A 26118-nucleotide genomic window follows, 5' to 3' on the forward strand; every position below is an offset into this window, starting at 1 on the left:
GGCTTTGTTATCGTCGGCTTTCGCCGTTGTCCTGATGCTTCACCATGGGCGAAGCCGCCGAGCGCTCATTGCTCAGAATCCTGAATTTATGTGCAGCTTTCATTCCTACGAGGCGAATCCTGTCGGCTCTCCCGTGCCGGTCAGGGTTCGCCCGCGCCGATTTCCTCCTTGCGGTGCGCGATGTAGGCATCGAGCTCCTCGCGGATTGCCGGATCCATCTCGGGCTGCTCGTATTCGCGGAGGGCCTGCTGCCAGATATCGGTTGCGCGTTCCGACGCGTCCTTTGCGCCGGCTTCCTGCCATGCGCCATGGTTCTGCCAATTGGACAGCATCGGCTGGTAAAAGGCGGTCTCGTAGCGGGACATCGTATGTTCCGAGCCGAAGAAGTGGCCGCCAGCCGGTACGGCCTTGATCGCCTCGAAGCCAAGGTCATCCTCCGTGAAGGGCAGGGGCCGCAGGAAGCCCATCATGTTCTGCAGAATTTCGACGTCGAGGACGAGCTTCTCGTAGGAGGCGGTGAGCCCGCCTTCCAGCCAGCCGGCAGCGTGGTAGATCAGGTTGGCGCCGCCGAGCACCGCCCCCCAGGTCGCCATCCCGGTCTCATATGCCGCCTGAAGATCGACGGCATTGGAGGCGTTGGCGTTCGAGGAACGGTAGGGCAGGCCATAGCGGCGCGCGAGCTGGCCGGCGATCACATTGGCCTTGGTATTTTCAGGCGTGCCGAATGCCGGGGCGCCGGAGCGCATGTCGACATTCGAGGTGAACGCGCCATACATGACCGGCGTGCCGGGATTGACGAGCTGGGTGAGCGTCACCCCGAACAGCGCCTCGGCATTCTGCTGGCAGAGGGCCGCGGCGAGCGTCACCGGCGTCATGGCGCCCATCAGCGTGAACGGGGTGATCGTCACGGGCTGGCCATGTTCGGCCATGGCGATCAGGCCGTCCGTCATCGCGTCGTCGAGCATGCGCGGCGAGTTGACCGAGATGATGGTGATCACGCCGGGCGACGCCTTCATGTCCTCAAGGCTGGCGCCCCGGGCAATCGCCATCATCTTGATGCCATCGATGGCACGGCCTGCGCCGATGGCCGTGCAGTGATAGCACAGGTCGCTCAATGTCAGGTTGGCGTTATAGGCATCGAGATGCCGGGAATTGGCGGGTAGCTCGACGGGCGCGCAGACCTGATTGCCGAGAATGTGGATGGCGTTGAAATGGTGCGCGAGGCGAGTAAAATTCTCGTAGTCCTTGAGATTGCCGGCGCGGCGGCCGTTGATCCGATCATGGACATTGGGCGGGCCGGCCACGAGACCGAAAGCCATGGCGTTTCCGCCGATGGTCAGGCGCTTTTCGGGATTGCGGCTGGTCAGCGTGAATCTCGAAGGCACGGTTGCCAGCGCGGCATTGACCAGCGATTCGTCGATCTTGATGATCAGGTTCTCGCGATCGACGATGGCGCCCGCCTTCTCGAAAATGTCCATGGCCTTTTCGCTCAGCACGCGGATGCCGAGTTCGGACAGGATGCGCATCGAGGTGCGATGCAGCGTCTCCATCCGCTCCTCGTCCATGATCTGCATGGGCGCATAGGGATTGAGCACCTCCTGCCAGGGCATTTGCGGTATGCCGCTGCCGCCCCGCGCGATCCGTGATCGCCGTCCGCCGCCGCGCCGGTCCTGACTCATTGCCGAATGCCCTTCCTGACGAATGCTGACTGCATCGCTTCCTCCACGGTCGAACTATGACCAAAGTGCGGGCGCTCTTCACACGATAAGAACGTCGGCAATGACCAAGAAAAACGAGGTCATGGCGCAAATGACTATTGCGGCGGTGGAGTGGGTGGATTTAGGCTGTCTCGCAAAGAGGGATATCATGAAGCCACCTCCGCCACTCAACTACATCCGCTCGTTCGAATGCTCAGCCCGGCATTTGAGTTTCACCGAGGCCGCCAACGAACTCGGCTATACGCAGGCCGCGATTAGCAACCACGTGCGTGCGCTGGAGCAGTATCTCGGGCGACAGCTTTTCATCCGCTATCCGAGGAGCCTGGAACTCACCGAAATGGGAGAGGCTTTTCTCCCCACCCTGCGGCAAGGGCTCAACCAGATCGATTTCGCCACCGAGTCGGTGCTGGCGGCGGTGCGCAACAGGACCGTGGTGATCTCCTGCCCGACCAGTCTCGCCGAGAACTGGCTCTCCCGCTGCATCGCCAATTTCAGCAAGCAGAATCCCGAAGTCGAAATCCTGCTGCACGGAACGATCTGGGAAGAGCGGACCGAGCAGATCGCGGATTTCGTGATCTCTATCCGCCGCTACGACAACAAGCCGGAGGGCGCGTTGCAGCTGTGGGAGGACCGTTTGGCACTGCTTTGCGCACCGCAGTTCGCCGCCGGGCCCGATGCTTTCAAGGCCCCCCAGGACATTCTCAAGGCCAACTGGATCGCGGTGCATGGCCGCCAGGAACTCTGGCAGGACATGACGACTGCACTCGGCATCGATGCCGCGGTGAACGACAAGCGACTGTCGACCAACTCGACCAACATCGCGCTCGAACTCGCCGCCAACGGTGCCGGATGCTTGGTGACCACGCTCTCGCTCGCGCGCATTTATATGGAACGGGGGCTTTTGGTCGAGCCGTTTCCGAACCATGTCGCCAGCCCGTGGAACTACTATCTCTCGGAGAGCCAGGTGTCCAAGGGTGCGGTGGTCAAAAAGGTCCGGGAATGGATATTGGCGGAAGCGGAACGGTTCATGCCGCAGTCGTCGCAGCCGGACCGGACGAATTCGACCGTTGATTTTTGAAGGCTCAATGGCATCGTTTTATTTGGCCATTCGAAGCGAGAACCGTGCGTGCCGGTGCTTTCCCCGGATTTGACCTGTCTCTAAGATGACATCAGTCGGCGGCCTGGATTGCCGATCTGAAACTTGGTCATCATTCCTGGGGCTGCAACGCAATGCGCACTCATGCTCAAGCCGTCATCATCGGCGGCGGACTCATCGGCTGTTCGATTCTCTATCATCTGGCAAAGCTGGGCTGGACCGATGTCGTGTTGCTGGAGCGCGATGAACTGACCTCGGGTTCGACATGGCACGCGGCGGCGAATATCCACGGCCTGCACGACTCCACCAATATCAGCCTGCTGCAGCACTACACCATGTCGCTCTACAAGGAGCTGGAAGTGGAGACCGCGCAGGGTTGCGGCATATTCCAGCCGGGTTCGCTCTATCTGGCGCAGACCGAGGCGCGCGAGCATCAGCTCCGGCTCCAGGAAGCCAAGGCCCGCCGCTACAACATGAATTTCTACGAGATCCAGCGCGACGAGGCAGAACGCCTGCATCCGCTCGTCGATTTCGATGGCATTCGCTGCATCATGTACGAGCCGGAGGGCGGCAATGTCGATCCGTCGGGCGTTACCATGGCCTATGCTGCTGGCGCGCGCCAGCGGGGCGCCGAGATCCATCGCTTCACGCCAGTGATCGGCACCGAGGCGCAGCCGGACGGCAGCTGGATCGTGCGGACCACCAAGGGTGACATTCGCACGCAGTGGGTGGTCAACGCAGCCGGGCTCTGGGGCCGTGAAGTCGCGGCCATGGCCGGGTTGGAACTGCCGTTGATACCAACCGAACATCAGTATTTCGTCACCGAAACCATTCCCGAGATCGCAGCACTTGATCGTCGCCTGCCGTCAGTCGCGGATCGCGATGGGGAATATTATCTCCGCCAGGAAGGGCTCGGCCTCCTCATCGGCGCCTATGAGCGCAACATGAAATTCTGGGCGGAGGGTGGCACGCCGCAGAATTTCGGGCATGAACTCTTTCCGGACGATCTCGAACGTATCGAGGAAAACATGATGCGGGCGATCGACCGCGTGCCCGCTGTCGGCACCGCCGGCATCAAGCGCGTCATCAACGGCCCGATGATCTGGTCGCCGGACAGCGCTGTCCTGTTCGGGCCAGTGCCGGAGCTTAACAATTACTTCTGCTGCAACGGCATCATTCCCGGCTTCTCGCAATCGGGCGGCATGGGCAAGCTCGCCGCCGAATGGATGATCGAGGGCGAGCCGTCGCTGGACATGTTCGGCTGGGATGTCGCGCGCTTCGGCCATTGGGCCAGCAAGGCCTTCACAAAGGCGCGGGTGCAGGACCAGTACAGCCATCGCTTCAAGATACATTTCCCCAACGAGGAGCGTTCGGCCGGCCGGCCGGCGCGCGTGCGCCCGGCTTATGAGAAACAGAAGGCGATGGGCGCACTTTTCGGCCTCAATTTCGGCTGGGAACATCCCCTGTGGTTCGCGCGAGGCGAAGAGCCACGCGAAGAATCGATCGGCTTCACCAGGCAGAACTGGTGGGGTCCGGTCGGCCGCGAAGCGCGCATGCTGCGCGAGCATGCCGGTATCATCGACATCTCGAACTTCGCGAAATATTCGGTGGCGGGCGAAGGCGCAGGGGCCTGGCTGGACGCCATCTTCGCCAATCGCATGCCAACGGAAGTGGGGCGCTCCTGCCTCACGCCGCTGATCGGCAAACGCGGTGGCATTGCCGGCGATTTCACGGTGACGAAGCTCGGTGAAGGTGATTTCATGATCTTCGGATCGGGCATTGCCGAGCGTTTCCATCAGCGTTTCTTCAAGGCCGTGCCGCTGCCGGAAAATACCATGTTCAAATCGCTCACGGAGAGCATGTGTGCCTTCAATGTCGCCGGGCCGAAATCGAGGGAACTGCTGTCGCGGCTCACCAACGAGGACCTGTCGAACGTGGCGTTCCCGTTCATGCGCTCGCGGCGGATGGTGGTTGCGGGCATCGACGTCGTGGCGCTTCGCGTCTCGTTCACCGGCGATCTCGGTTGGGAACTCTATTGCTATGCCACCAAACAGGAGGAGCTTTATGATGCCCTGCTCAATGCCGGCAATGAACTCGGCGCCGGCCCGGTTGGCTCACGCGCGTTGATGTCGTTGCGCATCGAGAAGGGTTACGGCAGCTGGAGCCGCGAATATTCGCCGGAATACTGGCCGCAGGAGAGCGGGCTCGATCGCTTGATCAAACTGGAGAAAGGTGAGTTCCTCAACAAGGACGCTTATCTGAAAGTTGCGTCGGAGGCGCCGCGCCAAAAGCTCGCCATCGTATCAATCGATGCCGTGGATGCGGACGCGACCGGCGGTGAGCCGATCTTCCTTCCCGATGGCACACCGATCGGCCAGGTATCCTCAGGCGCCTATGGCTATTCCGTCGATATGTCGCTGGCGCTTTGCTACATCAAGGCTGGCACCGCCAAGCCCGGCGACAAGGTCAGCGTCGCCATCCTCGGCCGGCCGCATGAAGCAACCATATTGGAAAGGCCGCCATTCGATGCGGATGGCCTTAGACTCAGGGCGTGAGTGCAACTGTTCCCGCCTTGAAGCAGCCCGATCATGAACGTAATGTCGAGACATGAACATACTCGGCTTCGACCATATTGTTCTCTGCGTCAAAAACGTCGAGGAAACGCTCGAATTCTACGAGCGCGTCCTCGGAATGCAGCGCCGTGAGGAGCGGCCGGGTAAATGGTCCCTGCATTTTGGATCAAACAAGATCAGCCTTCAGGATGTGCAGTCGTCTCCGGATCTTGCGAAACGCACCGTGCCGGGGAGTGGCAATTTCTGCGTGTTGACGAACACGCCGATCGCCGAGGTGGTCGAGCAGCTTCGATCGATGAATGTCGAGATTGTCGAAGGTCCGGCCGAGAAGGCAGGGGCGGTCGGCAGGATACTTTCGGTGTACTTTCGAGATCCGGACTTGAACCTCGTCGAGGTGAGCAATCGCCTCTGACTTCGAGTTGCTGATCGAACGTTCGCTCGGGCTCAGTCTCCGGGAAGCGTGAAGACCGCGCACGGAGCTGCGATGCCGCGCAATGTGTGTTCGCCCAGCGGGACCAAGGCTGTGGTCGTCTCAGCCGCGACCGCGCCTGATATGAGTACGCTGCGGCCAAGCGGCCGGCACAAGCCTTCGAGCCGGCTGACAAGGTTGACCGCGGGGCCGATCGCGGTGAAATCGAGCCGGTCGGCCGAACCGATATTGCCCCATAGTATCTCGCCGAAATGCAGTGCGGCGCCGAATGGCAAGGGCGGCAGTCCCTGGGCCTGGCGGGTCTTGTCCAGATGGGTCATGCCGGCGCGCGCGGCAACGATTGCGCGCAACCCCGCGTCACAGGCTTCAGCCGCCGATGGGCTGGTGACCGGAAAAATAGCCAGCACGCCGTCGCCGATGAATTTCAGCACCTCGCCGCCGAAAGCATGCACTGCGCCAGCGACGCGGTCGAACCAGGCGTCGAGGGCAGCGATCATCGCCGCGGGTTCGGTCACCTCGGAGAGGGCGGTGAAATCGCGCAGATCGGTGCACAGAAGCGCTGCCCGGATTGTCTCGCCGGTGCCGCGATGCATGCCCCCGGCCTGCACACGGGCGGCGGTGCGCCGGCCGAGATAGGCTTCGAGGAGCGCCGTCTGCGCCGCCTTCGCTGCCAGGGCGGCCAAGGGCGCTGCTGCGAAGCGGGTGACCTGGCGCAGGCGCTCGGCCTCATCGGGGCTGAATTCGCCGGCCCAAGCCCAGCCCAGCAAAGGGCTGTTGGAAGCACGGCCCGCCACGTCCGCCTGCACCGGGCCAAGTCCGGCCAGCCAGTCGTGTCCGGCTTTCGTGGGCGGGCTGCCGGGGAAATCCAATGCCTCGATCACGGCGCCGGTCTCCGCCCGCCACAGCCAGGTTCGGCTGGCGATGATCGGATGCGGCACGGCGAGCGTAAGCGCCCCGCCGGCCAATGGAAGGCCGTCGGCCAGCAGCCTGCGGCCAAGTTCGGCCAGGAACGATTCGGGGCTCGGTGATGCGCCGGCATGGTCCACCAGCCAGGCGAGGGGGGCGGAGAGGTTCATGCCGGGATCATGGCATGACAGTCACGGGCTGTCATCCGTTCGACCGCGAAATTGCACCCGCCCGCCATGTGTCGCCGGCCGCCCGGTGAACCAGCGTCTCAGCCGGTCCTGCCGGCCATCGGGTCCGGGCCTGGGTCCTTGCCGGCAGCAGCCACGGCCAGCCGGCCGATGTAATGCGCCCAGCCTTCGTTATGACCCGCGCATTGCTCGGCATTGGGCAGGCCGGTGTGGGTCAGGCGCAGCAGCGTTCCGTTCGGCGCCTCGTCGGCCAGATCGATTTCGACCAGGCTCGATCCCGGCGGCACGACCTCGCTGCCATCCCAACCGAAGCTGTAGGCCAGACGATGCACGGGCACCACTTCCCGAAACGAGCCCCGGGCAAAGCGCGCGCCGGTGACGTTGACCAGATAGAGTCCGCCGGGCTGCGGCTCGAGCTGTGCCTCTGTCCCCATCCAGCGCAGAATCTTCTCAGGATCGGTCAGGAGGGCAAATACCGAGGCGGGCGGCGCCGGAATGTGTGCTTCACGGTGTACCAAGAGGGCTTCTTGCATCGGTCTCTCCCACGGTTGCTTTTGGCGAGCCTCGGCGGAGGCGGAGGATAGTCGAGCCTGTCCCGTTTGTCGCGAGACGCCTTGGCGCGGCAACATGACAGGCAGGAGTGCCTTTAATAAGATGCTGCCGCGACGCCTGACTATCAAGACCGAATTTTCCGCAGGGCCCGTCTGAAATGATGCGACGTGCTAAAACCTGACACCATGATCTCTAAGAAGCATGGCCGAGATCGATGGCGAGGGTCGAGATGGCCCGTGCGCGCTTCAGCCCGCCCAGTACGGTATCGGCGACCTCTTCCGCAAAGCCCCGGAAGGTCGTCCACTTGCCGCCGACAAGCGGGATGATCGGGAAGAGGCGTCCGCCGCTCCGGCTCGATTGCAGGCGCGCCGTGATCGCGACTGATCAGGCCGGGCTGGCGATCCGGTTTAACCCTGGTAGCGCTCCGGCTCGGCCGGCTGCCAGTTTGCCAGTTTGTCACCCGCCTCAGAAAGCCCACGAGACGCGCAGTTTTCCTTCCCAGACATCAAGGTTTGTTTGGCCGAGGCTCAGGTATCCGACTGTTGCCTCGACCTGGAGGTTGTCCTTGAGCAGGGTCCTGAATCCCGAGCGGGCTGAAAACGTCCAGGGAGAAGTCGTTACCTCGGAGAGATCGGCAGTCAGGATCTTGCCGCCACCCGGGCGTTCGAATTCGTAATGAGCGCCAAGCTCCCCAAACACGACAATCGGCTTGCCGCCCGGCAAGCGGACGTACCGGCTGACCTCGGTGGCCAGATCAAGGACACCATAGTTAAAGCTATCTCCCGCAAGTGACAGGCTGACCGGCAGATTGAGCAGGCGGCCCGAAAGGTCGTAGCTGTCGCTCTCGACGTGGGAGAAGTTGACGGTTGTCCTGGGGCGGAAGAAATATTCGCCATACTGGTATTGCCCTTGGAGCGTGACTGATCCGGAAAACTTCTCCGAATCGTAATTGCCGTCGAGTACGCTCAGGTTCACGTCGTTGCTGTACCTTCCGTAGGTCAGGGATGCGTCGACGGCCCAGTGCTTGGTAAGGCGGTAGGCCGCATACGGCCCGACGCTGAATCCCTCGGTATCGATATTCAGCGTTTCGTTGAACGAGCCTGTCGAGCTGTCTTCCAATGCAAGGGACATGCCGAGGACGAAATTGTCGGTTATCCGGCGATCGAGGCCTAGGGTCAGCGAGCGGGCAAGCGTGTCGCTGTCGCGTCCGTGACGGTCGTCGGATATGTCGGTGAATTGCGTATCCCACCAGAAATTCCACGGTGACGGCGCAGGCAGATCACGGCCAGGTGTCAGCGGCACTTGCGAGAGCTGGCTTGCGGCCTCCTCGGGAACAAGTTCCCGGCATATCGGCTGTTCGCGCTTTTGATTTTCATCCACTGAGCGCGGATCGACACAATCCCGCGTCGTGCGAACAGGCCTCACGCGCGCTCCTTTGATCGCCGAGCGATCGGGCTGGGAGGTATCATCCGTATCGGGAGTTCCATCGCGCCAACCCGGCGGGATGATCGGCAGGTCGTTGTCTGGACGTCCCTCGGGCAGATTGATGACGTGTGGCAGATCGTTGTCTGGACGTCCTTCGGGCAGGTCGATGACGTGCGGCAAGTCGTTGTCGGGACGACCCTCTGGCAACGCGAAGTCGGGAAAGACGCGCGGCAGGTGGTTATCCGGACGCCCCTCGGGAAACGTGAAGTCCGGTGGAATAAGCGCACGCTTCTGGTTTTGCGTATCGAGCAGGCAAGGTTTTTTGCCCGAGAGATCGTAAAGCTTGTGTGTTCCGCCATTTCCGTTCGAAACGAATGGGGAAAGCGAAAGGTGTAGGCCACGCGTATCCTTGGTCCAGTTGTCGACGGTTTGGCCGCCCTGGGCCGATTCAAGGCCAAAGACACCGGCAGTGGTTCCGGATAGCCACACCGAGCGCGTTCCATCCTTTACGTTGCCAAGATAGGCCAGGCCACCGCGCGAATCGCAGTTCCCGGCGAATGCTTCGCTAGCGCTTGCCATAAAGTATAGCGAGGTGATCGCCATGCCGACGAATATGGTTCCTGATGGCCGTAGGTGTCGAAGCGCGCCACAAATCCCATGCGAGGATTGTTCCTGAACTACGTGAAAATGCCCTGGTCCCGAAACGGTGTCCGGTTGTCGATCGCTGGTCGCATGACGCGGCGAAAACGACCTGGACGCACGTGTAGCCTGCATTGCCCCCTCCAAAGGATGTATGGAACTTGCCCCACCTCATGAACAGCGACCGCGAATCAATAGCATGATATGCAGGCCATTTATATGCAGGAAGTTGCATTTAAGCTGTAATTTAAGCTGGCGCTAAAATGAGAGCAAACAGGGCGCAAGGTTCCGGACGGACGGCTTCGCCGGCGCTACGCCTCCGGCGCGGCTGCAACGCCGTGATCCCGCACCAGCATGGCCTTGAGCGATGAGATTTCGTGATCCTGGCGGGCGTCATCCCATCCAAGCCCTTGAGCGGCGACGCCGGCGATGATTTCGAGGTCGCGCAGCGTCAGCTTGCTTGACATTGCGAGCGTCGTCCGGCGCATGACGATATCCGCGAGATGGACCACCATGTCGTTGCGGGCGACCCAGTCGATTTCCGCGAGGCTGTAGTCGCTGGCATCCGGCAGGCGGTCGGCATCCGTCCATTCAGACTGGTGGGCGATTATCTGGCGTGCGGTGGTGCCGTAGCGGGAGAGAAGCTGGTCAGTCCGAGTCTCGGAAATACTGGCCTGGGCGACCATCCCTTTGATCCACAACGCCCGTGCGGATGCGTCCTTCGGAAAATCTCTGCCACCGCCGATGGCGAGGTCGCGGGTCGAGATCGCCCGTGCGCGCTTCAGCCGTGCCAATACGGTATCGGCGACCTCTTCCGCAAAGCCCCGGAAGGTCGTCCACTTGCCGCCGACCAGCGAGATGATGGGGAAGGGGCGGTTCTGAACCGGTTCGATCGCAGGCGCGCTGTGGTCGCGGCTGATCAGCCCGGGCTCGGCGGCATTCGATGCGGGCAAGGGGCGGATGCCGCTATAGGTGTAGACGATCTGGTCGCGGCTGAATTGAAGCCCCGGCAGCAGCGAGCGCAGGCTGTCGAGGAAATATTCGATCTCCCAATCCTCGCAGCGGACATTCTCGGGGTCGCCGGCGGGGATATCGGTCGAGCCGACCAGCGCGCGGCCGAGATAATCGAAAACAAGGCAGATCCGCCCGTCATCGGCCTCGAAATAGATCATCCGGCCGTTCAGGCTGCGGATCAGTTCGTCGTGATCGAGAAGGATGTGCGATCCCTTCGTGCCGCCGATCAGGTGCGTCTCGACGCCTAGAGACGCATTGACGCGATCGATCCAGGGGCCGGCGGCATTGATGACGATCTTCGGCCGTACAGAGAAGAACGTTCCGCCTGGTTGCTGGAATGTCACCGCACCCTCCGAGGCAGACGCAAGCATGGTGAAATTGGAGGCGGCCGACCGGGGGTTCGCATCGAGACCATCGCGCACCAGTTCGTAGACAAGTCGCTCCGGGCGGCTGATCTTGGCATCGTAATAAGTACCGGCAGCCACGATCTTCTTGGTCAGTGCTGGCAGGTCGCGCAGGGCGCGGGTCTTGCCGACGAGGCTGTGGCGCGGCATCACCCGGCTGCGTGATCCGTAGAAATCATAGAGGGCCAGGCCGATCTTGATCAGCACGGCGCCGCGGCTGCGCGGCGCGCGCGTGGAGCCCATCAGGGTGCGGAGTGCAGCCCATATGCCGCGCGTCCAGGAGAAGATTGGGATCAACGTCGGCAGTGGCTCGACACAATGCGGCGCGTTGCGGAGCAGCAGGTTCCGCTCCAGCGTCGATTGCGCCACCAGCCCGAATTCGCCGGTTTCGAGATATTTGAGCCCGCCATGGATCAGCCGCGACGGGGCGGCGCTGGTGCCGGAGCCGAAATCCGCCTTGTCCACTATCAGGCAATTGACGCCCTGCTCGCAGAGATCGCGGAAGAGGCCGGCGCCATTGATGCCGGCGCCGATAATAAGGACATCGACGTCCTCCTGCGAGATTCGGGCGATGCGGGTGTTCATGTCTTCAGCCATTGCGCCGGTCATTTCCTTACAGTCCTGATGACCTGCAGCCGCACGCCGGCATCCCTCAGCCGCTGGGCTTCCGCCGGGGGTAGGCGGTCATCGACGAGAACCGCATCGAATGACGTCAAATCGTCAAACACATGCAGCGCGACCTTGCCGAACTTGGTGTGGTCGACCAACAGGATGCGTTTGCTCGCCGAGGCCATCATCGCCTGCTTGACGCTCACCACCTGCTGGTCTTGGATGAAGGCCGTCGTGCCATCGACGGCGGAGGCGGAGCAGATGAACACGTCGGCCCGCAGCCGAGCGATCGTATTGAGGCAATTGTGCCCGATATAGGCATTGTAGGTGCGGTGATACTGGCCCCCGGTGCAGATCAGGTCGATGCCATCGACATCTCGCAACGTCGCGAGTGCGGGTACCGAATTGGTTACAACGGTCAGCGGCGCGGCTTCCGGCAGAAGCGGCGCGAGTGCATTGACCGTCGAGGAATCGTCGAGCACGATCACCTCGCCGCCCGAGATATAGTCGAGTGCCGCTTGGGCCAATGCTGCTTTCTCGGCTGTCGCAACAGTCTCGCGGTAGCGGAACAGGCTTTCATAAATGCCGGACGGCTGGGCGCTGACCGCTCCGTGCAGCTTGCGGATCACGCCCTGCTGCGCGAGGCGATCGATATGGCGGTGGATGGTCATGCGGGAAACGTTGAAACGCGTGACGAGCTCGTCGATGCGCACTTCACCCTTCTCGATTACATAGTTGGCGATTTCATCGAGGCGATTGTCGACTTTCATGGAGTGTCTCCCCCTGATGCCAGTCCGTCGATCCTGGGCCAGAGCGGTTGAAGGGCATCGGCGATATCGCGGAAGAGTGCGTAGCGCGTTTGATAGGTGGCGCTGCGGCCGCTATCCGGCCTATAGGTCTGCTGCATTTCATCCAGATTGCGCGGATCGTCGTTTGGGCTCGCGAAGACACCGGCACCGGACCCGGCACAGAGCGCCGCGCCCCAAGCCGCCGCCTCGTCGGTGGCGGTGACCGTGACCGGCATTCCCAATATGTCGGCAAACATCTGCGCGAAGGCCGGGTTGCGCGAGGCGCCGCCGGTCAGCCGCGCCTCGGTCACCGCGAAGCCGTCGCGCAGCGCATCGATATGGACGCGATGATTGAAGGCGATGCCTTCCAGCACGGCGCGCAGCATATCACCCCTGTCCTGCCAGCCGCGCAGCCCGAGGAAGCTGGCGCTGGCGGCTGAACCGTAAGGCGAACCGAACAGATAGGGATGGAAGATGGCGGTCGATGGCCGGGCCAATGCGGCGTCGATCTCGGGGCCAAGCAAGGCATGGACGGACTGGCCGGTTGCTTCCGCCTTCTGGTGTTCGGCCTGGCAGAGTGTGTCGAGGAACCAGTCATAGTTTGCGGCCGATGCGGGCGAGATCGCCATGTTGTTCCACCTGCCGGGTGCGATGGCGTTGCGGCAGAACCATCGGGGATCGACTTTGGGCTGGGCGGAGACAACCTCGTTGATCGAATAGGTGCCGGCCACGATCGCCACGACGCCCTGCCTGTGGCCGCCGATGCCGAGCGCGGATGCTGTGACATCATGCAAGCCGGCCGCGACCGGCGTGCCTTCGGTGAGGCCGGTCAGTTTCGCTGCGGCGGCGCTGACATGCCCGACGATCTCCGCCGAGCCAGCGACGGCAGGGAGCGCGCGATAGAGTTCATCCAGTCCGAACAGCCGCATCGCGTCGATGGAAAAGGTCTGGTCGGTGACCGAGGTGAAAGAGGTGCTGGCTTCGGTCCGGTCGGTTCCGATCGTGCCCGTGAGGCAATAGCGGAGCCAGTCCTTGCAACTCAGGATATGGGCGATGCGGCGGTAGCGCTCGGGTTCATGGATCTTGATCCAGGCGAGCAGGGCCGCCGGCGCCGAGGCATGCGGCATCTGGCCGGTCAGCACGAGCGCCTGTTGGGCAACGAGCCCGGCAGCCCAATCGTCGGCGATCGTGCCCGCGCGGCTGTCGAGCGAGAGGATGCCGGGGCCAAGCGGTCGTTCGCCAGCGTCGAGTAGATAGATCCCGTCGCCGTGTGCGGTGGCGGCGATTGCAACGATATCGGCGGCTGGTCGACCACTACTGGAAACGGCTTCCCCAATGGCCTCGGCGGTTGCCAGCCATAGGCCGTCCATATCGCGCTCGACATGGCGCGGCTGCGGCATCAATTGCGGCACCCGCCGCCGAGCGACGGAGAGCGGTGTGCCATCGATGTCGAAGACCACCGCCTTGGTGACGGTCAACCCGTTGTCGATGCCGAGAAGGCTTGGCACGGAGAATGTCCAGATATGAGCGATCGATATGAAATGCACATATCAAAATGTGATATTAACGGCAATGTGTGTTACAAAAAAATTTGTCGCCGATAAGGTCTTACGGTCAAACTAGGCCGTTCTGCCGTTCCGTGCGGGCGACGACGACCTTGATGCCCTTGGAGCGCATCCGCTCGAGATGCACAATCGGCGTGCCGTCATCGACGATCACGATGTCGAATTCCGTGAGAGCCGCGAAGCTGTGAAGCGCCCGGCGTTCGAACTTGGTGTGATCGGCGAGCAGGATGCGCCTGGCGGCGCAATCGAACATCGCGCGCTTGGTCTCCACCATCTCCGGCGACTGGTGAAACACCGTGTCGTCGATGATCGCGGACATCGACATGAACACCGTGTCGGCGCGCAGCCGCATGATCTCGTTGGTCGTCATGCGACCCATGAAGGCATTGCACCAATTGTAGAAATGCCCGCCGAGCCCGAGGATGGTCAGGTCGCGGATTTCACGCAGCGCGTTCATGAGGTTGAGCGAATTGGTGATCGCCGTCAGCGGCACCTTGGCGGGCAGCAGCGCTGCCATCTGCAGCACGGTTGTGGAGTCGTCGAAGAAGATCGCCTGTCCCGGCTCGATGAACTGCATCGCGGCCTCGGCGATGGCGCGTTTTTCGGCGGATTGGCGGGTGGAGCGGTAGACGTCGCTGGATTCGATCAGGCTGGTGGGGGCGGCGGTGACGATGCCGCGCGTCTTGCGGAACAGCCCTCGGCTGACGAGTTCATCGACATCCCGGTGCGCGGTCATCAGGCTGATGCCGAAACGGGCGGTCAGATCCTCGATCCGCATCGAGCCCTCGGACATCACGGCTTCGGCGATCAACTGCCGGCGCACCAGCTGGCGCGCATGCCTGCTGTCGCTGGGAAGCTGCTCCGACATGAGCTGGCCGACTGCTGCCTTGTTCGTCACGTCTCTGCCATCCAATGTTTGGTCGCCTAAGCCTCTGTAGCAAAAGGCCGATACAGGACAAGAGCGTTTCCGGAAATGAGACTGTGGAAAGTGGCGAAGGCGCCGTTGCCGGCGCCTTCACGTCTGGCTTACTCCGAAAGAACGAACGGAGCCGTGTACTTGTCGATATTGTCCTTGGTGATCAGCAAGCAATCGAAGAGCTGCTTCTCACTGTCGGCACCTGTCTTGCCCGTCTTGATGAAGTTATCCGCCTGGCGGACGGCTTCAGCCGAGAACACGGCCACCGGCTGCAGAACCGTGTACTGCATTTCGCCAGCCTTGATCGCTTCCACCGCATCCGGGGAACCATCGAACCCGCCGACCTTGATGCCTTCGAGCTTGCCGGCTTCCTTGAGAGCTGCGATCGCGCCGAGCGCCATTTCGTCATTGCCGGAGATCACGCCGATGATATCGGGATTGGCCTGCAGCATGGACTGCATCTTGTCGTGGCCCTTGGTACGGTCCCAATCGGCGACTTCCTTGGCGGCCTTCACGAGATCCGGATACTGCGTGAGCACCGTTTCATAGCCGTTCGAACGCGTTGCGGCGTTATTGTCGGCGGGGTTGCCAAACAGTTCCGCATACTTGCCCTTGTCGCCGACGCTTTCGACCCACTGGGTTGCGCCGAGGGCTGCACCCTGGGCGTTGTTGGAGACGAGCTGCGCCTTGGCGAGGCCTTCCTGATTGATCTCGGCATTGACGAGGAAGACCGGGATGTTGGCTGCGACGGCCTTCTTGACGGCGCCGATCGAGCCATCGGCATTGGCCGGGTCGAGGATGATCGCCACCGATTTGTTGGTGATCGCGGTATCGATCATGTTGCTTTCGGTATTCGTGTCGCCCTTGTGGGCGCCGACGGTCGCGGTATAGCCGAGCTTCTCGGCCGTCGCCTTGGCGACTTCGCCTTCGGTGAACCAGTAGGGGTTCGCCGGATCGGTGACGATGATGGTGATCAGGCCATCGGCCCAGGCAGCGCTGGCGAACAGTGTCGTGGCAGCCGCGGCGGCCATCAGAACACGCAAACCTCTCTTAAACATTTCTCTGCTCTCCCTTGATGAGTTTGGTGGTGCCGGACGCCCGGCGGTGCTTTCCGCGTTGGCGGAGAAGTTCGAACGCCGGCCGCTCACGCTTTCCTGGGGCGGCCGTACTGAATGGAGTTGAGGAGGACGGCGAGCACGATGACCGCGCCGGTGAAGACGGTCTGCCAGTAGGAAGACACGCCGATTATAACGAGGCCATCCGACAGGAAGCCGATGACGAAGGCGCCGAGCATGGTGCCGCCGATCGTGCCGCGTCCGCCCGTCAGCGCGGCACCACCGATGACCACGGCCGCAATGGCCGTCAGTTCATAGGTGGTGCCGGCCGTCGGACCGGCCGACGTCAACTGGGAGGACAGGACGAGGCCAGCGATTGCGGCTGAGATGCCGGAGAGGACATAGACGGTGATCTTGACGCGCTTGACGGGGACGCCCGAGAGCTCCGCCGCGCGCTCGTTGCCGCCAGAGGCATAGAGCCAGCGGCCGAATGCCGAGCGGCTGAGCATCAGGCCGCAGGCGATGGCGAGCACGCCGAGAACCAGCACGCCGATCGGCACGCCGAACAGGCGGTTGAAGCCGAGCCAGTCGAAGCCGGTATTGCCGAGTTCGGGCCGGCCTTCGAGATTGTTGTAGGTCAGGCCGTTGGTCATCAGCAGCGCCACGCCGCGCGCCACATAGAGCACGCCCAAGGTTGCCACGAAGGCCGGAACCCTTAAGTAAGCGATGAGCACGCCGTTGACCGCGCCGACCAGGGCGCCGAGCGCGCAGGTGATCACCACCACCGCCCAGACCGGCGGATAAAGCACGACGCCGAAATAATCGAGCGTGACGCCCTTCATCAGGAAGCCGGCGACCACGCCGCAAAGCCCAAGCGTCGAGCCGACCGACAGGTCGATACCGCCATTGAGGATGACGAGCAGCATGCCGATGGCGAGCAGGCCGTAGATCGCCACATGCGAGGCCATGATCAGGAAGTTGTCGATGCTGAGATAGTAGGGCGACAGGAACGAGAACACGATGATGATCGCGATCAGCGCGAAGAAGGCACGGCCCTCCAGCAAGAGATGCACGATATTGAGGTTGCGCTTTGCCCCCGCTGCCGCTGCTTTCGCCGACGTGTTCGTGACCGACATAACAAGTGCTCCATAGAACCTTTAGTGGGCGACCACTGCTTCGCCCGAGGCGGCCATGATCTTTTCCTTGGTGACATCCGAACCGAATTCCGCGGAAATCTTGCCGCGCCGCATGACGATGATCCGGTGCGCGATGCTCAGGCATTCGCCGACCTCGGAGGTCGAGTAGATCACCCCAAGGCCCTGCTTGGCGCGCTCGGCAAGAAGCCTAAAGACCTCGGCCTTGGCGCCGACATCGATGCCGCGGCTCGGTTCGTCGAGCAGGATGACCTTCGGATCGGTTGCCAGCATCTTGCCGATCACGACCTTTTGCTGGTTGCCGCCGGAGAGCGAGCCGATCGTGGCAGCTCCGCCATCAGTCTTGATGTGAACCTTGCGGATGGAATCCGTGACGATCGATTGCTCCGCGCTTCGCGAGGTGAACAGGCCCTTGGTGAAGGCGCCGATGCTGGCAAGTGACAGGTTGTTGCCGACGGTCATGGTCTGCACCAGGCCGTCGCGCTGGCGATCTTCGGGCACAAGAACCAGGCCTAGGGCGATGCGATCGGCGATGCTGAGGTTCGAGACGTCGTCTCCGTACAGCAGGACCCGACCGCCCGACGAGGCGAGGCGGCCCGCGACGCATTCGAGCAGTTCGGTCCGGCCGGCGCCCATCAGCCCGTAGATGCAGACGATCTCGCCGGCCTTGAGATTGATCGACATGCGGTCGACCAGGGAATATCCGGCACCGGCGGGATCGGCGATGCTGAGGTTTTCGATCGCAAGCACGGTCTCGCCGATCTTGTGGTCCGTCGGCGGCGAGCCGAGGTCGAAATTGTCACCCACCATGTTGCGGACGATCCATTCGAGATCGATATCCCTACGCTCGGCATAGGCTGTCATCGCGCCGTCGCGCAGCACGACGGCGTGATTGGTGATCTGCAGCGCTTCTTCCAGATGGTGCGAGATATAGACGATCGAGACGCCGCGGCTCGTCAGGTCGCGGATCACCTTGAACAGCACCTCGACTTCCGACGCGCTCAGCGCCGATGTCGGCTCATCCATGATCAGGATGCGGGAATTGACCGACAGCGCGCGGGCAATCTCGACGATCTGCTGCTGGCCGAGGCGAAGCTCCTCGACCGGCGTGAGCGGGTCGATATCCTCTTCGAGTTCCTGCATCAGCGCGCGGGTCTGGCGCTCCTCCTCGGCGAAGTTGACCCCGGTCGCGGTCATGATCTCGCGTCCCATGAAGATATTGTCACGTACACTGAGATTGGGCGCGAGGCTGAGTTCCTGGTGGATGATCGAGATGCCGCGATCTCGGGCATGGGAGGACGAGGAGAAACTCACCGGTTCGCCATCGAGGAGGATTTCGCCCGATGTCGGCTGCACCACGCCCGACAGGATCTTCATCAGCGTCGATTTACCGGCGCCGTTCTCGCCGAACAGCGTCGTCACCTGCCCGCGATGAATGTCGAAATTGACGCCCTTGAGGGCATGGATGCTGCCGTATAATTTGGCGATGTTGCGCGCGGCCAGCACGACTTCCCCGCTGGATGGCGCCGCCGTCATTGGACTTCCAGCCTTACCGGCGTCACCAGCCAGCTCTTGGGATTGATGAGCTTGAACACGCCGACGACGGTTACGGTCTTGCCGGTCAGGGTCGCCACGTCGACGGGCGCCAGAACCTGCTTCTTCACTTCGTTGTTGAGCGCCGATCCCGCATCCTGATACTCGATCTGGTTCTTGAACTGGCCGAACTCGATGGTGCCCGTCGCGTCGCGAAGATCGGTGCCGTTGATCGCGGGGCCGGTCTGCACCCGCACCAGCAGCCCCTCGGGAAGGCCCTCCACGGCGATCGTGTGAGTATTGGCCTTTTTCTCGCCGACGACGCCCTTGAAGGTGACGGGGATGACCGGGCCGGTGCTGGTGGCGATGCCGTATTTCTTGCCCGCTTCGGCCTTGCTGGCGGTGATTGCGGTGGCGAGTTCGGCGGCGGGCACAGCCCGTTCCTCGATGCTGGCCTTCGCCTTCGGATATTCCGCGACGCCATATGTCTCGGGCGAGAACGCCGCCTTGCGGACGTCATGCTCGGAGCCGATCTGGACCACCTTGGTGTCAAGCGCGATGGCGGCAACCAGCACCACGGCGATGGCGCCAATGATCATCGTCCGCCGGGTGAACATGGCGGGCGCTTGCGGTTTCGGTTCGGTCACTGTGCTCATGTTGGGCGGCCTTGGACGTGATCGTTGCAGCGAGGCATTTGGTTTCGAAAACAAGCATCAGGGGACACCGGCCCGCTCCCTCAGGAACGGGCCAGTGCAATGTCACCGCTTGGGAGGCTGGCGATCTGAGAGCAGGTGATGGAGGGCTCGAGGTGTTGCCATGAACGCGATGGCGCCGGCAGCCGCGATTGCGCGCCAGCGTGTGCCATAAAAAGCTTGATCATGGTCTCCTCCATCGTCCGTGTTCGCTTGAGCCGGCCGTTTCCTCCCGCTAGCTCTGCGCACTTGTTGTCTCACAAAGAGGTATCCGCTTTGTGATAGCACTATGTTATCAATTTCCCGAAGCATGATATAAAAGCTCTGGCCTGTCAATCGGTCGGTTTTGGCTGGAGCGATCTGGCCCGGACCAAAAACTGGCGCGTTTATAAGCCGTAGATGGTCGATTTGACATACCGTTCGGGTGCAAGATCGTCGTTGGCGTCAAGGAGTTTGATGGGTTTTTGTCGAACGGCGTGAAGATCCGACGCGCTTCCACATTATATTGAAATCATGAGAACTTATTCGAGTTTTTGTTTGGCAATGAGCGCGTTATTGAGGTGATGACAACTTCAAATCACTCCGGTGGGAGACCGCTGCTGGCTTTCGGGTGAGCCTTCGACTGTCGCAACGATCAAAGGTGCCTCCACATGTTCTCTCGCCCATTCAGAGTACCAATTTTTGGTGAAAAAAAATTCTTTTGCAGAAAAATCTTTCGGCAGAGGTGATATCTTTGTGAGATAAACTAGGTTAGGATATCCCATGATGATATCTTGAGCGCCGTTCCATCTGGATATGGCGCGGCTTGCGGTTGGACATACGCGCGGCGATAGCGCATTGCTTACCCTTGATGCGTCTGAGGAACACGGGCGAGAAGAGACTGGGAGGAGAGGATGAGATTGGAAACAGGCATCGCTGTTTGCCCAGCATCGGGACCGTGCCGTCATGGTTGACCGCGGTCATATTATCATTGGTATCGATGCCGGCACATCAGTGATCAAGGCCGTGGCCTTTGATCTTTCCGGCCGGCAGATCGCCTGTGCCTCTGCTCGCAACAATTACGTGACGGGCGACGACGGCTCGGCCTCTCAATCGCTCGACCAGACCTGGCTGGATTGCGTTTTCGCTTTGCAGAAGCTGGGTTCACGGGTTGAAGGGCTGGCCGCTCGCACCGCTGCTATCGCAGTTACCGGACAGGGCGACGGCACCTGGCTGGTTGGTAAAGACGATAAGCCGGTAGGCGATGCCTGGCTGTGGCTCGATGCGCGCGCGGCACCCACAGTGCGGCGCCTCAGCGCGCAATCGAGCGACCGGCCGCGGTTCGAGGCGACCGGCACCGGCCTCAACACCTGCCAGCAAGGCGCGCAGATGGCGCATATGGATGGCACGAACCCGGCATTGCTCGACAGCGCCGAGGTGGCGCTACATTGCAAGGACTGGCTCTATCTCAACCTCACTGGGGTGCGGGCGACCGATCCCTCGGAGGCAAGCTTCACCTTCGGCAATTTCAGAACGCGTCAGTACGACGATACGGTAATCGAGGCGCTGGGCCTCAGCCATCGCCGTCATTTGTTGCCGACAATCGTCGAAGGTACGGAGGTCACGCATCCGCTCTCGCCAGCCGCTGCCGACGCCACCGGGCTTCTCGCTGGCACGCCGGTCTGTCTCGGCTATGTAGACATGGTGATGACCGCGCTCGGCGCCGGCGTCTGGACCGGTTCGGGCAATGCGGCCTGTTCGACCGTCGGCTCGACCGGCGTGCATATGGTGGCCAAACGTGCCGGGGACGTGCATCTCAACAAGGAGAGTACGGGCTACGTGATCGCGCTGCCTGTCCCTGACATGGTGACCCAGGTCCAGACCAATATGAGCGCGACGCTCAATATCGACTGGATACTGAAGATTGCCGGCGACCTGATGTCCGAGCTCGGTCAAGAGGTCGGCCATGCCGATCTCGTCGCGCGCATCGATGGCTGGCTGGCGAAGAGCCGGCCCGGCGCGCTGCTTTACCATCCCTATATATCGGAAGCGGGCGAGCGCGGTCCCTTCGTCAATGCCGATGCGCGCGCTGGTTTCATCGGGCTTTCAGGCCGGCATGGTTTCGCCGACATGGTGCGTGCCGTCGTCGAAGGGCTCGGCATGGCGACGCGCGATTGCTACGCGGCCATGGGTCCGCTGCCGGCCGAGCTTCGCCTGACCGGCGGGGCGGCTCGTTCGAGGTCGTTACGTGCCGTGCTTGGTGCATCGGTCAATGCGCCGATCCGCGTTTCCAGCCGCGAGGAGGCGGGCGCCAGTGGTGCCGCGATGATGGCGGCGGTGGCGATCGGCGCCTACAAGTCGATGGATGACTGCATCAAGGACTGGGTAACGCCGCTGCTCGGCGAGGCCGAGGCGCCGGATGCGGAACTGGCCCGCCGCTATGACGCGATGTTCCCGGCCTATGTGAAGGCCCGCAAGGCGCTTGCGCCGGTGTGGGATGATCTCGCCCGGCAGAATTCCGCAACGATTACAAAACAGCCGGACGGCGACGTGACAAGCGGCGCGATGTCAGCGCTCCGGGGAGTATGAGATGAGTGAAACCGAGATGATCGATCTCCTTGTGATCGGCGGCGGTATCAACGGCGCGGGCATTGCGCGCGATGCTGCGGGCCGCGGGCTTTCGGTGATCCTTTGCGAGAAGGGCGATCTCGCCGAGGGCACGTCGTCGCGTTCCGGCAAGCTCGTTCACGGCGGCCTTCGCTATCTCGAATATTACGAATTCCGGCTGGTGCGCGAGGCGCTGATCGAGCGCGAAGTGCTGCTCAACTCGGCAAGCCACATCATCTGGCCGATGCGGTTTGTGCTGCCGCACAGCCCTGAGGATCGCCCGGCCTGGCTGGTGCGGCTCGGCCTGTTTCTCTACGACCATCTCGGCGGCCGCAAGCGGCTGCCCGGCACCCGTACGCTCGACCTGCGCCGCGATCCCGAAGGCGCGCCGATCCTGGACAAATATGCCAAGGGTTTCGAATATTCCGATTGCTGGGTCGATGACGCGCGGCTTGTGCTGCTCAATGCGCTCGACGCCAGGGAAAAGGGCGCCACCGTGCTGACGCGGACGGCCTGCACAAGCGCGCGGCGTGAGGACGGCGGCTGGACCGTGCAGATACGCGACGAGCGGACTGGCGAAATCCGCTCGGTGCGTGCCAAGGTGGTGGTCAATGCCGGTGGGCCGTGGGTCAATGATATCGTCGGCCGGGTGGCGGGTTCCAACAGCCGCCGCAATGTGCGTTTGGTGAAGGGCAGTCACATCATCGTGCCAAAGTTCTGGGAGGGCCAGCAGGCCTATCTCGTGCAGAACCACGACAAGCGGGTGATCTTCATCAACCCTTACGAAGGCGACAAGGCGCTGATCGGCACCACCGATATTCCCTATGAAGGCCGGCCCGAAGAGGTGAAGGCGGACGAGAGCGAGATCGAATATCTGATCGCGGCCGTCAATCGCTACTTCAAGGAAAAGCTGCGGCGCAGCGATGTGCTCGAAAGCTTTTCCGGCGTGCGTCCGCTGTTCGACGATGGCAAGGGCAATCCGTCGGCGGTGACGCGCGACTATGTCTTCGATCTCGACGAGACCGGCGGCGCGCCGCTGCTCAACGTGTTCGGCGGCAAGATCACGACCTTCCGCAAGCTCTCCGAGCATGCGATCCAGCGGATCGCGAAGTTCTTTCCCGGCATGGGCGGCGACTGGACGCGAGGCGCCACGCTTCCGGGAGGCGAGATCGAGAATGCCGACTATGTGCAGTTCACCGAAAAGCTCCGGCGCGATTATCCCTGGATGCCGCGCGCATTGGTCCATCACTACGGCCGGCTCTATGGCGCGCGGACCGTGCGGCTCGTTGCCGGTGCAAGTTCGCTTGCAGGGCTAGGCCGCCATTTCGGCGCCGAGCTTTATGAGGCCGAGGTGCGCTATCTCGTGGCGAATGAATGGGCGCAGACATCAGAGGATGTCCTGCGGCGCAGGACGAAGCAGGGGCTGCACCTGAGCGCCGAACAGAAGTCGGCGTTCGAGGCGTGGTTCAACAATGAACTGGCCCAGGCGGCCTGAGGAAACGAACCGATGCCGCTGACCCTGTCGCTCAACACCAACCCGCTGGTGAACCGCTTCGCCGAACCGGCCGACCTGATCGAGACCGTTGCGCGGGATATCAAGATCCGCGACCTTCAACTGACCCACGAATTCATCAATCCGAGCTGGCCGGCCAATGTCATCCGGCGGCTGACGCGCGACATGGCGGCGGCGCTCGGCCGGACAGGGGTGCGGGTGACGTCGGGCATGACTGGTCCCTATGGACGCCTAAACCATTTCGGCCATCCGGATGCGGAGGTGCGGCGCTACTATGTCGACTGGTTCAAGACCTTTGCCGACATCACGGCCGATCTCGGCGGCACCTCGGTCGGCACGCAGTTTGCGATCTTCACCTACAAGGATTATGACGACGTCAAGCGGCGCGAGGCGCTGATGCAGATCGCTATCGACTGTTGGGCGGAGGTTGCGGAACATGCGAAGGCGGCGGGCCTCTTATACCTTTTCTGGGAACCGATGAGCGTGGGCCGCGAATTCGGCGAGACGATTTCCGAGTGCATGCGGCTGCAAGATCGCCTGGCCTCCACTCACATGGCAATCCCGATGTGGATGATGGCCGATATCGACCACGGCGACGTAACCTCCGCTAATCCTGATGATTTCGATCCCTATGCCTGGGCGCGCGCGGTGCCCGATGTTTCGCCCATTATCCACATCAAGCAGAGCCTGATGGACAAGGGCGGGCATCGCCCGTTCACTGCCGAATTCAACGCCCGGGGCCGCATCCAGCCCGAACCGCTGCTAAAGGCCTTCGCCGAGGGTGGCGCCGATAACAACGAGATATGCCTCGAACTTTCTTTCAAGGAGCGCGAGCCCAACGATCGCCAGGTCGTTGCCCAAATCGCCGAAAGCGTCGCCTTCTGGGCGCCACATATCGATACTGGCGCGCGAGACCTGAATATTTGACGTTGGCGATTGCAACGTCGTGACGATAACGAGATAAAGCGGCTTGATCTAGCTGGTACACTGATGTGATGAGTGTCTGAATGCACAACGAAGACGATTCTCTCGCCATCAGGGCGGCTTGGCTCCATTATGTCGGCGGCCTGACGCAGTCGGCGGTTGCCAAGCGGCTCGGCCTGCCCTCGGTCAAGGCGCATCGGCTGATCTCGCGCGCTGTTGCGGATGGCGTGGTGAAGGTGACGATCGAGGGCGACATCGTCGAATGCGTCAAGCTCGAAGCCGAACTCGCCAGCCGTTTCGGGCTGGAACATTGCGAGGTGGCGCCCGATCTCGGTGAGGAGGGTCTGCCGCTGCGGGCGCTTGGCTATGCCGGTGCGCGTTATCTCAGGCGTGAGATCGAGCGCGGTGAGCACTCCGTGATCGGCCTTGGGCACGGGCGTACGCTTGCCGCTGCCGTGCAGCAATTGCCGCGCATCGTGTCGAATGGCCTTCGTTTCGTCTCGCTGCTGGGCGGATTGACCCGCAACTACACAGCCAACCCGCATGACGTCATGCATCGCATCGCCGAGAAGACCGGCGCGCAGGCGCATGTGATGCCGGTGCCGTTTTTCGCCAATACGGCGGAGGACCGGCAGGTGCTGCTCGCGCAACGCGGCGTGAAGGAAGTGTTCGAAATGGCCAACAATGCCGATCTCAAGGTGGTCGGCATCGGCACGGTGGAGGCCGATGCGCAGCTCGTCTCGTCCGGCATGATCGAGCCGAAGGAGATCAAGGCGATCTCCGCAGGCGGCGGCGTCGGCGAACTGCTGGGTCATTTCTTCGATGATCATGGCCGGCTTCTGGAGACGACGCTGACCGCCCGGACATTGGCGGTGTCGTTCCACGGCAGGGAGAAGGACAACATCGTCGCCGTAGCTGGCGGTCCGGACAAGGTCGCGGCGATCAAGGCCGTGCTGGCGAGCCGCCATCTGACCGGCTTGATCACCGACGACCGTACGGCGCATGCAATCCTGCGCGAGGGCTGACGGATGCAAATTGCGGATAAGAATGGTTTGGAGACGACATGACTGAAGCGCCCCGGTTCTGGGTTGGAACCAGTTGGAAGATGAACAAGACGCTTGCCGAGGCGCAGGTCTTTGCGACAGGTCTGGTCGCGGCGGACAAGGCGCGTGATCCGCGCATCCAGCGCTTCGTCATTCCGCCTTTCACCGCCGTGCGCGAGGTCAAGGCAATGCTGGCGGAGACATCCGTGAAGGTTGGTGCGCAGAACATGCATTGGGCCGATGAGGGCGCCTGGACCGGCGAGGTCTCGCCGGTGATGCTGAAGGACTGCAATCTCGACATCGTCGAACTCGGTCATTCCGAACGCCGCGAGCATTTTGGCGAGACCGATGAGACCGTCGGATTGAAGACCGAGGCTGCCGTGCGCCATGGGCTGATCCCGCTGATCTGCATTGGCGAAACACTTGCCGAACGCGAGGATGGCCGGGCGAGGGAAGTGCTGGAACGTCAGGTACGCGGTGCGCTCGGCAAGCTGTCGGGCGCACAGAAATCGGCGGAAATCCTTCTCGCTTATGAGCCGGTCTGGGCGATCGGCGTGAATGGCATCCCCGCCACGTCGGACTATGCCGATGCCCGCCAGGCCGAAATCATAGCGGTGGCGGAGGACGTGCTCGGGCGACGGGTCCCCTGCCTCTATGGCGGGTCGGTCAATCCAGGCAATTGCGAAGAACTGATATCCTGCCCGCATATCGACGGGCTGTTCATCGGCCGCTCGGCCTGGAGTGTCGAGTTCTATCTCGACATCCTGGCAAAGTGCGCGGCCAAAATCTAACCTA

The 26118-nt window shown here is 62.1% G+C and carries 20 protein-coding genes and 1 pseudogene; 8 read left to right on the top strand and 13 right to left on the bottom strand.

The genetic code is table 11. The features are described from left to right. Window positions 1-140 precede the first annotated feature (140 nt). A complete protein-coding gene (locus ACSQ26_RS01880; RefSeq protein WP_436005732.1) occupies window positions 141-1679 on the bottom strand; it encodes a trimethylamine methyltransferase family protein in 1539 nt (512 codons plus the stop codon). Between the two features lie 187 nt (window positions 1680-1866). Here ACSQ26_RS01880 and ACSQ26_RS01885 point away from each other — a divergent pair, with 187 nt between their 5' ends. The 3 genes from ACSQ26_RS01885 (at window position 1867) to ACSQ26_RS01895 (ending at window position 5799) form a co-directional block, all read left to right on the top strand. After that, the gene (locus ACSQ26_RS01885) at window positions 1867-2796 is read left to right on the top strand and encodes a LysR substrate-binding domain-containing protein (RefSeq protein ID WP_436005734.1); all 930 of its coding nucleotides are present in this window, start codon (window positions 1867-1869) and stop codon (window positions 2794-2796) included. A 152-nt stretch (window positions 2797-2948) separates the two neighbouring features. Next, entirely contained in the window at window positions 2949-5369 is a 2421-nt protein-coding gene (locus tag ACSQ26_RS01890; RefSeq protein WP_436005736.1) for a GcvT family protein, read from the top strand. 52 nt (window positions 5370-5421) lie between these two features. Then, window positions 5422-5799 carry a VOC family protein gene (locus ACSQ26_RS01895; protein ID WP_436005738.1) on the top strand — a complete coding sequence of 126 codons (378 nt, stop codon included), beginning with the start codon at window positions 5422-5424 and terminating at the stop codon, window positions 5797-5799. 32 nt (window positions 5800-5831) lie between these two features. Here ACSQ26_RS01895 and ACSQ26_RS01900 read toward each other — a convergent pair whose 3' ends face one another. The 12 genes and pseudogenes from ACSQ26_RS01900 to ACSQ26_RS01955 all read right to left on the bottom strand — a co-directional run bounded on the left by ACSQ26_RS01900 (window position 5832) and on the right by ACSQ26_RS01955 (window position 19221). Then, window positions 5832-6893, bottom strand: coding sequence for an adenylate/guanylate cyclase domain-containing protein (locus ACSQ26_RS01900; protein ID WP_436005740.1), 1062 nt, complete (start codon window positions 6891-6893; stop codon window positions 5832-5834). Between the two features lie 98 nt (window positions 6894-6991). Next, complete coding sequence (locus tag ACSQ26_RS01905; RefSeq protein ID WP_436005742.1) at window positions 6992-7444, bottom strand: SRPBCC family protein; 453 nt, start codon at window positions 7442-7444, stop codon at window positions 6992-6994. A 223-nt stretch (window positions 7445-7667) separates the two neighbouring features. Then, a pseudogene (locus ACSQ26_RS01910) lies at window positions 7668-7857 on the bottom strand (glycerol-3-phosphate dehydrogenase); the annotation flags it as partial. Between the two features lie 71 nt (window positions 7858-7928). Continuing rightward, a complete protein-coding gene (locus ACSQ26_RS01915; protein WP_436005744.1) occupies window positions 7929-9491 on the bottom strand; it encodes an autotransporter outer membrane beta-barrel domain-containing protein in 1563 nt (520 codons plus the stop codon). Between the two features lie 347 nt (window positions 9492-9838). Beyond that, entirely contained in the window at window positions 9839-11554 is a 1716-nt protein-coding gene (locus ACSQ26_RS01920) for an FAD-dependent oxidoreductase (RefSeq protein ID WP_436005746.1), read from the bottom strand. Beyond that, window positions 11551-12324 (bottom strand): DeoR/GlpR family DNA-binding transcription regulator, encoded by a 774-nt coding sequence (locus tag ACSQ26_RS01925; RefSeq protein WP_436005748.1) that lies wholly within the window; start codon window positions 12322-12324, stop codon window positions 11551-11553. The genes ACSQ26_RS01920 and ACSQ26_RS01925 overlap by 4 nt, the downstream gene beginning before the upstream one ends. Continuing rightward, on the bottom strand, window positions 12321-13850 hold the full coding sequence (locus ACSQ26_RS01930) for an FGGY-family carbohydrate kinase (protein WP_436005750.1): 1530 nt from the start codon (window positions 13848-13850) through the stop codon (window positions 12321-12323). The genes ACSQ26_RS01925 and ACSQ26_RS01930 overlap by 4 nt, the downstream gene beginning before the upstream one ends. Window positions 13851-13956: 106 nt before the next feature. Next, window positions 13957-14775, bottom strand: coding sequence for a DeoR/GlpR family DNA-binding transcription regulator (locus ACSQ26_RS01935; RefSeq protein WP_436015060.1), 819 nt, complete (start codon window positions 14773-14775; stop codon window positions 13957-13959). Between the two features lie 158 nt (window positions 14776-14933). Next, window positions 14934-15881, bottom strand: a complete 948-nt coding sequence (locus tag ACSQ26_RS01940) for a D-ribose ABC transporter substrate-binding protein (RefSeq protein ID WP_436005752.1) — start codon at window positions 15879-15881, stop codon at window positions 14934-14936. An 86-nt stretch (window positions 15882-15967) separates the two neighbouring features. Further along, window positions 15968-17014 carry an ABC transporter permease gene (locus ACSQ26_RS01945; protein ID WP_436005754.1) on the bottom strand — a complete coding sequence of 349 codons (1047 nt, stop codon included), beginning with the start codon at window positions 17012-17014 and terminating at the stop codon, window positions 15968-15970. 21 nt (window positions 17015-17035) lie between these two features. After that, window positions 17036-18568 (bottom strand): sugar ABC transporter ATP-binding protein, encoded by a 1533-nt coding sequence (locus tag ACSQ26_RS01950; RefSeq protein WP_436005756.1) that lies wholly within the window; start codon window positions 18566-18568, stop codon window positions 17036-17038. Further along, complete coding sequence (locus ACSQ26_RS01955) at window positions 18565-19221, bottom strand: DUF2291 family protein (protein ID WP_436005758.1); 657 nt, start codon at window positions 19219-19221, stop codon at window positions 18565-18567. Before ACSQ26_RS01955 ends, ACSQ26_RS01950 begins: the two co-directional genes overlap by 4 nt. A gap of 981 nt (window positions 19222-20202) precedes the next feature. Between ACSQ26_RS01955 and ACSQ26_RS01960 the strand changes: the two genes are divergently transcribed. The 5 genes from ACSQ26_RS01960 (at window position 20203) to ACSQ26_RS01980 (ending at window position 26114) form a co-directional block, all read left to right on the top strand. After that, the gene (locus ACSQ26_RS01960) at window positions 20203-21825 is read left to right on the top strand and encodes an FGGY-family carbohydrate kinase (protein ID WP_436005760.1); all 1623 of its coding nucleotides are present in this window, start codon (window positions 20203-20205) and stop codon (window positions 21823-21825) included. 1 nt (window position 21826) lies between these two features. Next, window positions 21827-23338, top strand: coding sequence for a glycerol-3-phosphate dehydrogenase (locus ACSQ26_RS01965; RefSeq protein ID WP_436005762.1), 1512 nt, complete (start codon window positions 21827-21829; stop codon window positions 23336-23338). Between the two features lie 12 nt (window positions 23339-23350). Further along, window positions 23351-24283, top strand: a complete 933-nt coding sequence (locus tag ACSQ26_RS01970; protein WP_436005764.1) for a sugar phosphate isomerase/epimerase family protein — start codon at window positions 23351-23353, stop codon at window positions 24281-24283. 80 nt (window positions 24284-24363) lie between these two features. Beyond that, on the top strand, window positions 24364-25305 hold the full coding sequence (locus ACSQ26_RS01975) for a sugar-binding transcriptional regulator (RefSeq protein WP_436005766.1): 942 nt from the start codon (window positions 24364-24366) through the stop codon (window positions 25303-25305). A gap of 38 nt (window positions 25306-25343) precedes the next feature. Then, entirely contained in the window at window positions 25344-26114 is a 771-nt protein-coding gene (locus tag ACSQ26_RS01980; protein ID WP_436005768.1) for a triose-phosphate isomerase, read from the top strand. Window positions 26115-26118: the final 4 nt, after the last annotated feature.

Origin of the sequence: Rhizobium sp. LjRoot254, from assembly GCF_964254105.1 — a bacterium.
Lineage (GTDB): Bacteria > Pseudomonadota > Alphaproteobacteria > Rhizobiales > Rhizobiaceae > Rhizobium_E.